Origin of the sequence: Kitasatospora sp. NPDC057015 (genome assembly GCF_042673745.1) — a bacterium.
GTDB lineage: Bacteria > Actinomycetota > Actinomycetes > Streptomycetales > Streptomycetaceae > Kitasatospora.
In genome coordinates this window covers 1-5,550 of the sequence record NZ_JBHUSG010000109.1, presented here as the reverse complement: position 1 = coordinate 5,550, position 5,550 = coordinate 1, and the positions used below count along the sequence as shown (strand labels likewise).

Annotated in this window: 5 protein-coding genes and 1 pseudogene; 1 reads left to right on the top strand and 5 read right to left on the bottom strand. The window is 67.5% G+C overall.

All coding sequences use genetic code 11. The features are described from left to right. Window positions 1–145 precede the first annotated feature (145 nt). On the top strand, window positions 146–442 hold the full coding sequence (locus tag ACFTWP_RS41200; RefSeq protein ID WP_380270320.1) for a transposase: 297 nt from the start codon (window positions 146–148) through the stop codon (window positions 440–442). Between the two features lie 185 nt (window positions 443–627). On the opposite strand, the gene ACFTWP_RS41195 is transcribed toward ACFTWP_RS41200, so the two are convergent. The 5 genes and pseudogenes from ACFTWP_RS41195 to ACFTWP_RS41175 form a co-directional block, all read right to left on the bottom strand. Next, entirely contained in the window at window positions 628–2,757 is a 2,130-nt protein-coding gene (locus ACFTWP_RS41195; RefSeq protein WP_380270319.1) for a family 20 glycosylhydrolase, read from the bottom strand. A gap of 376 nt (window positions 2,758–3,133) precedes the next feature. Continuing rightward, window positions 3,134–3,409 carry a hypothetical protein gene (locus ACFTWP_RS41190; protein WP_380270318.1) on the bottom strand — a complete coding sequence of 92 codons (276 nt, stop codon included), beginning with the start codon at window positions 3,407–3,409 and terminating at the stop codon, window positions 3,134–3,136. Window positions 3,410–3,650: 241 nt separating this feature from the next. Continuing rightward, on the bottom strand, window positions 3,651–3,899 hold the full coding sequence (locus ACFTWP_RS41185) for an integrase core domain-containing protein (protein ID WP_380270317.1): 249 nt from the start codon (window positions 3,897–3,899) through the stop codon (window positions 3,651–3,653). 52 nt (window positions 3,900–3,951) lie between these two features. After that, window positions 3,952–4,470 (bottom strand): annotated as a pseudogene (locus tag ACFTWP_RS41180) (IS30 family transposase); the annotation flags it as partial. A 72-nt stretch (window positions 4,471–4,542) separates the two neighbouring features. Continuing rightward, window positions 4,543–5,442: a group II intron maturase-specific domain-containing protein gene (locus tag ACFTWP_RS41175; RefSeq protein WP_380270316.1), complete on the bottom strand. Its 900-nt coding sequence runs from the start codon at window positions 5,440–5,442 to the stop codon at window positions 4,543–4,545. Window positions 5,443–5,550 lie beyond the last annotated feature (108 nt).

Sequence of the window (5,550 nt, the reverse complement as noted above, 5' to 3'; positions counted from 1 at the left end):
GAGACCTCCGCCCGTGCAGACGCCGACCTCGTCCTGTCCTGCCTGGAGTACGCCCTGGCCAGCCGTGAGCCCGTGCCCGGCACCTTGATCCATCAACGCCGACCACGGCTGTCAATACACGTCCATCAAGCTCACAACACGGCTCGTGCGTGCGGGTATTGAGGGGTCAATGGGGTCCGTGGGCGACAGCTACGACAACGCCCTCGCGGAGAATCTGTGGATGCTTATCAAGACCGAGTGCGTACGCGGACGTGTCTTCGCCACCCGGGCTGAGGCCAACCTCGCGCTGTTCGAGTACATCGATGGCTTCTATAACAGCCGACGCATCCAGAAACGCCTCGGCTACCTCAGTCCCATCGAGTTCGAGGAGAAGCACTACGCCGACCAGGCGACGACCGAACAAGCGAACCTGAAACCCGGTCAACCCACTCTGACCAGCTGATCAGCACCTCCCGCACACCGGGGGAACCTCAGGTGGACGCTCCGTCGGACATGTGCACCGAAGGCACGGTGAAAGCAGGTGCTCCGGCCCGACGCATGCCGGTGGGCGCCCGCTCGGACGGGGCGGGCGCCCTGCCCCCGTGGGGGCGGCCCGGCCGGGCCGGTTCCGGCCCGGTACAGGTCACATCAGGTGATCGTCCAGTGCTGCAGGGCCGAGTTGGTGTCGGTCTGCTGGGTCACCAGGGCGCCGTCGGCGGCCGAAGCGGTGGTCAGCAGCAGCCCGCTCTTGGCCGAGGCCAGGGTGTAGCCGCCGCCGGGCAGTGCCACGGCCTTCCAGCGCTGGTTGAGGCCGCCGCCGCAGGTGTACTGGATCACGGTCGCCGCGGGGGACGTCGAGCCGCCGTTCACGTCGAGGCAGAGCCCGGAGGCGCCGTTGGCCAGGGTGTAGGACCCGTCCGGCTGTTGGGTGAAGGTCCACTTCTGGTTGTTACCGCCGTGCAGGGCCCAGGTGTCCATCTGAAGGGCGTTGGTGGTGGAGCTGGCCGGGTCGTCCAGGGCCTGGCCGCCGGTGGTGACGGTGTGGACGCCGTTCAGGGTGCCGGGGGTGCTCGGCCAGGTGATGTCGGGGGCGGCGTAGAAGGCGATGCCGGCGGCGGTCCAGCGCGGCCCCTGGGCGGCGAGGCGCTGGCTGAAGTTGGTCCAGTCGTGGGTGGACTGCGGCGACCAGCCGATCTCGGCGATGGCCGGCAGCCGCGGGAAGCTCATGTGGTCGGCGTAGACGGACGGTTCGGGGAACTGGCTGCCGGAATCGGGTGTGCTGCTGCTGGGCGAGTATGCGTTGTCGGTCCAGAGTGCGGCCTCCACGCCGGCGATCTGGGCAGCTGGCACGACCGACGAGCTGCCGTCGGTCTTGGCGGTGACCGTCGTCGGGTCCCAGCCGTAGGCCTTCTGGGCCGAGACGTAGCCCGCCCAGTGCAGGCCGTAGGGGGTGCTGGAGTTGTACTGCATGTCCAGGTAGGCGTGGTCCGCGGGGGACATGATGAACTTGGCGCCCTGCGCGACCCCGGAACGGACCTGCTGGATATTCTCGGACTCCCACGGGGCGCCCACGGAGGTGCGGTCGATGTCGGTGCCCCAGTACTGGAGCAGGCTGTTCGCCGGGAGGGTGCCCTGGCTGAGCTGGTGCCAGCCGATCAGGGTCTTGCCCTGGGCGGTGGTCGCCGAGGCGGCGGCCGACACGTACGCGGCGTACTGGGCAGTCGTGGTCGCCGGAGCCTCGTCGCCACCCACGTGGATGTACGGGCCGGGGGTGAGCGCCGCCACCGTGCTGATCACGGTGTTCAGGAAGGTGCTGACGTTGGCGACGTGCTGCGGGTCGCCGAGGCAGTAGAGGCTGAAGCCCCAGTTGTCGCCGGCGTACGGTGCGGTCGTCTGGTTGTTGCAGTTCAGGTTGGCGACCGAGGCCAGCGCCGCGCCGCTGTGGCCCGGGCCGTCGATCTCGGGGACGACCGTCATGAACCGCGACTTCGCGTACGCCACCAAGTCCTGGTATTCGGCCGCCGTGTAGTACCAAGAGGTGCCGCCGGTGAAGCCGGTCTGGGTGCTCGCGCCCACCGTGGTCAGGTTCGGCAGCGCGCCGATCGCGATCCGCCAGCCCTGGTCGTCGGTCAAGTGCAGATGAAGCGTGTTGATCTTGTACGCGGCGGACTCGTCGATGAAGCGCTTCACCTGCGCCACGGGGTAGAAGCGGCGCGCGACGTCGAGCATCGCGCCGCGGTAGGAGTACCGCGGCGAGTCCGATATCTGCACGGGCACGACCGTCCACGGCCCAGGCTTCACCGTGGGCGACTCCACTGCGGCCGGCAGCAGTTGGCGCAGGGTCTGGACGCCCCGGAAGAGGCCCTCGGCGCCGTGCGCCGTCACGGTGACGCCGCCGCTTTTCGAGGTGAGGGTGTAGCCCTCCGCCTTGAGCGTGGCCGGGCCGTTGGGGTCCAGGACGAGCGCGTTGCCCGCCGGCTGGGTGGAGCTGACCACCTGGAGGGTGAACCCGGTCGCGGGCTTCAGGAGTCCCGCCAGGTAGGTGCCGACGCCGAGCGCGGCCGTGTCGGTGGACAGCACGTCGATCTGCGTCCCGGCGGCCAGGGTGAACCCGCTGCCCGTGACGGCCGACTCGGAGACCGGCTGGGGCACGATCGCCGGCAGTGTCGGCGCCGCATGCGCGGCTGTCACCGCCGTCGTGCCCGACAACAGCGACGTCGCAAGGGCGACGGCGCTCAGAACGGCGAGGTCGCGGCCTCGCTGGCGAAACAACCGCATCGATGACTCCTTCAAGTGAACGCGACTGCATTGCCGGGGGCAGGGCACGGCACCGCGCTGGTCCTACGGGAGGTGAAAGCTCGTGAGGGGACGGGGGAGACCCGCTGACGGGTCCTCGCCGGCCCAACGGCTGGGCTTTCCGGCGTGACGCGTATTCGTACTGCAAGAGGAATCCCCGGGCGCTGGCGGACGGGCCCAGAGACGCTTGGAGGACTTACGGGCACGGGGTGACTGTCCGTGATATCTCGGCTTCGTCCCGCATCGTGCGGTGGCTCGGAGTGGTTGCCCCGGGCGCTTCGGCCGCAGCGGGCCGAGTGTGCTCTCGGCGGACTGCCACTGCAAGTTTCTGCATGATGATGGGCAGATTAAAGCACCTTCAGGCACGAAAGGGAATGCCGTTGTCGGGGCTGAGCCAGTGGGTGGCGACCGCGCTGCTCCCGACGTTGGTGCGTGGTGTGATCACACGCACACCCTCGGCCCGCAGAACCGCACACGCCTCCACAACCAACCGCGACTTCCCGATCCCCGCCTGCCCCTGCACCTGAACCACTGCGGGGCGCACCGACAACACCCCCACCAGCGACCGCAGTTCCTTCTCCCGGCCCACGAAAGCAAACCCCCGCACAACCTCCGCCCGGTCGGCGGCTACCATGCCTTGCTCCCATCGTCACCTAGTGCAGCAGGGCACGCAGATATCGCCACCACACCTGCCAACATAGCTCGGCCGGCCGGCTGGGACGCCCCGTGATTCGCCGCCGAGCCGTCGAGCATGCCGCCGGCGAGGAGGAGATGGGTGCTCAAGCAAGATGGGGACTGCTCTGCGCGCGCCAACTGTTGATCATGTAGGGGTAGGACCCCTATGAAGTTCCCCCCTGATCTTGGAGAGCGGGTTTCTACGCTGCGGGGGTGAAATCGCTCTGCAGTCTGGCCCTGGTTTCGATCGGGGTGAGGTATCCGAGCTCGGGATGCCTGCGGAGCCTGGTGCGGTTGTATTCGACTTCGATGAAGCAGAAGACATCGGCCCGGGCTTCGGCCCGGGTGGCCCACACCGTGGTGCCGATCTCGGCCTTGAACAGAGCGAACCAGCTCTCCGCGGCGGCATTATCGTAACAGGAGCCGACGCGCCCCATCGACTGGCGCATTCCCAACTCCCTTGTCTTGTGCCGGAATTCGGTAGAGGTGTACTCGGTGAGTTCAACCGGTCGTTGCAACACCGGGCTGTTGTAGTGAGCGTAGCTGCTCCTCGAAGACCTCGGCCGGGGTCTTCCAGCCAAGGATCTTGCGGGGTCGGTTATTGATCGCCAGGGCGACGGCTTCGAGGTCCCCGGCGGACCACCGGGACAGGTCCGTGCCCTTCGGGAAGTACTGACGCAGCAGCCCGTTCGTGTTCTCGTTTGTGGGTCGCTGCCAGGGCGAGTGCGGATCGGCGAAGAACACCTTCGTCCCTGTCTCGAGCGCGAACTGGGCATGCCCGGAAAGTTCCTTCCCGCGGTCCCAGGTCAGGGTTTTGCGGAGCTGCTCGGGTAGCTTCGTCATCGACTCGGTCAGAGCAGTGTTCATCGCGACGGCGCCGTAGCCGCCCAACGGCGGCCCGTTCTTCACAGGTGGCACCTCGCCCCAGCCCTCCATCCTCGGTAGATGCACCAGGAGTGCAGATCGGCTGCTGCGCTCGACGAGCGTGCCGATCGCGGACCGGCCCGTCCCAATGATCAGTCGGGTAGCGGGGACGCATTGCTGCGTCCCCGCCCCCTCAGAACCGTGCAGGCGGCTTTCGCCGCACACGGCTCAAGCAAGCCCCGTGGGATCGCGGGCAGGCGAAGGTGCTGGACGTGTCAGCTCGGCGGCTCCGTTCCGCCGATGACAGTGGGTGTGGAGAAGACGGATTCGTTGATCGCCCGGCGTGCCCCCGCCGAGGAGCGCGACGTACTGCTTGGAGATCGCCTTCCTGATGACGGCCCGCCATGTCTCCCATTCCTGGGGGCTTCGCGGCGGGTGGTCGGCGTGCAGCAGGAGTCCCCCGCAGACCGGGCAACGACCGCGCTGAGCCTGAAGCAGGCGCACGGTCATGCCGTCGACTGGCGGAGGTGGTCCCTTGCGACGCCGCTCGGCCCAGTACGACTCCAGGGCCGGGTCGTCCGGAGACGCCCTACCCTTGACCAACTGGTGCCGGACGATCTTCGTCCAGGAGAACTTGAGCAGGTAGGCACCGCTCTCGCGGTCGCCGAACACCCACCGGTCCTTCCTGGCCTTGTTGAACTTGCCGAAGTACTTGCTGGAGACCCAGTGCTTCGGCTTGTTCGGGTGGCTGTGCTTGGCCCACTTGTAGGCGAGCGTCCACATGTAGTTGTCCAGCGCCGTGAAGATCTCGCTGGACACCACCGTCCGGTAGTAGGCCGACCAACCCCGCACGATGGGGTTGATCTTCTTGAGCACGGCCGCAGCGTTGGCCCCTCGCAGGGCCAGCATCTCGGCGTGCAGCCGTTCCCGGATCCGTCGTTGCGCCGCTGTGCTCGGCTTGATCAGCAGCTTGCCGTGATACCGGCGGACGTTGAACCCCAGGAAGTCGAACCCGGCCTCCGCGTGGACGATACGTGTCTTGTCCTCGTGGAAGGCGAGCCCCCTGGGCGTCAGCCATGCGGCCAGCCGTTGTTTGACCTCCTCGGCCTGCTCACGGCTGGTGCACATCGCGACGAAGTCATCTGCTTATGCCGATGTGCGGGTTATGCCGACCGGGGTGGTGAAGGTGCTGGTGACGGGCCTGCGAACGCTGGGCTGACCGGCATAATCCAGTGG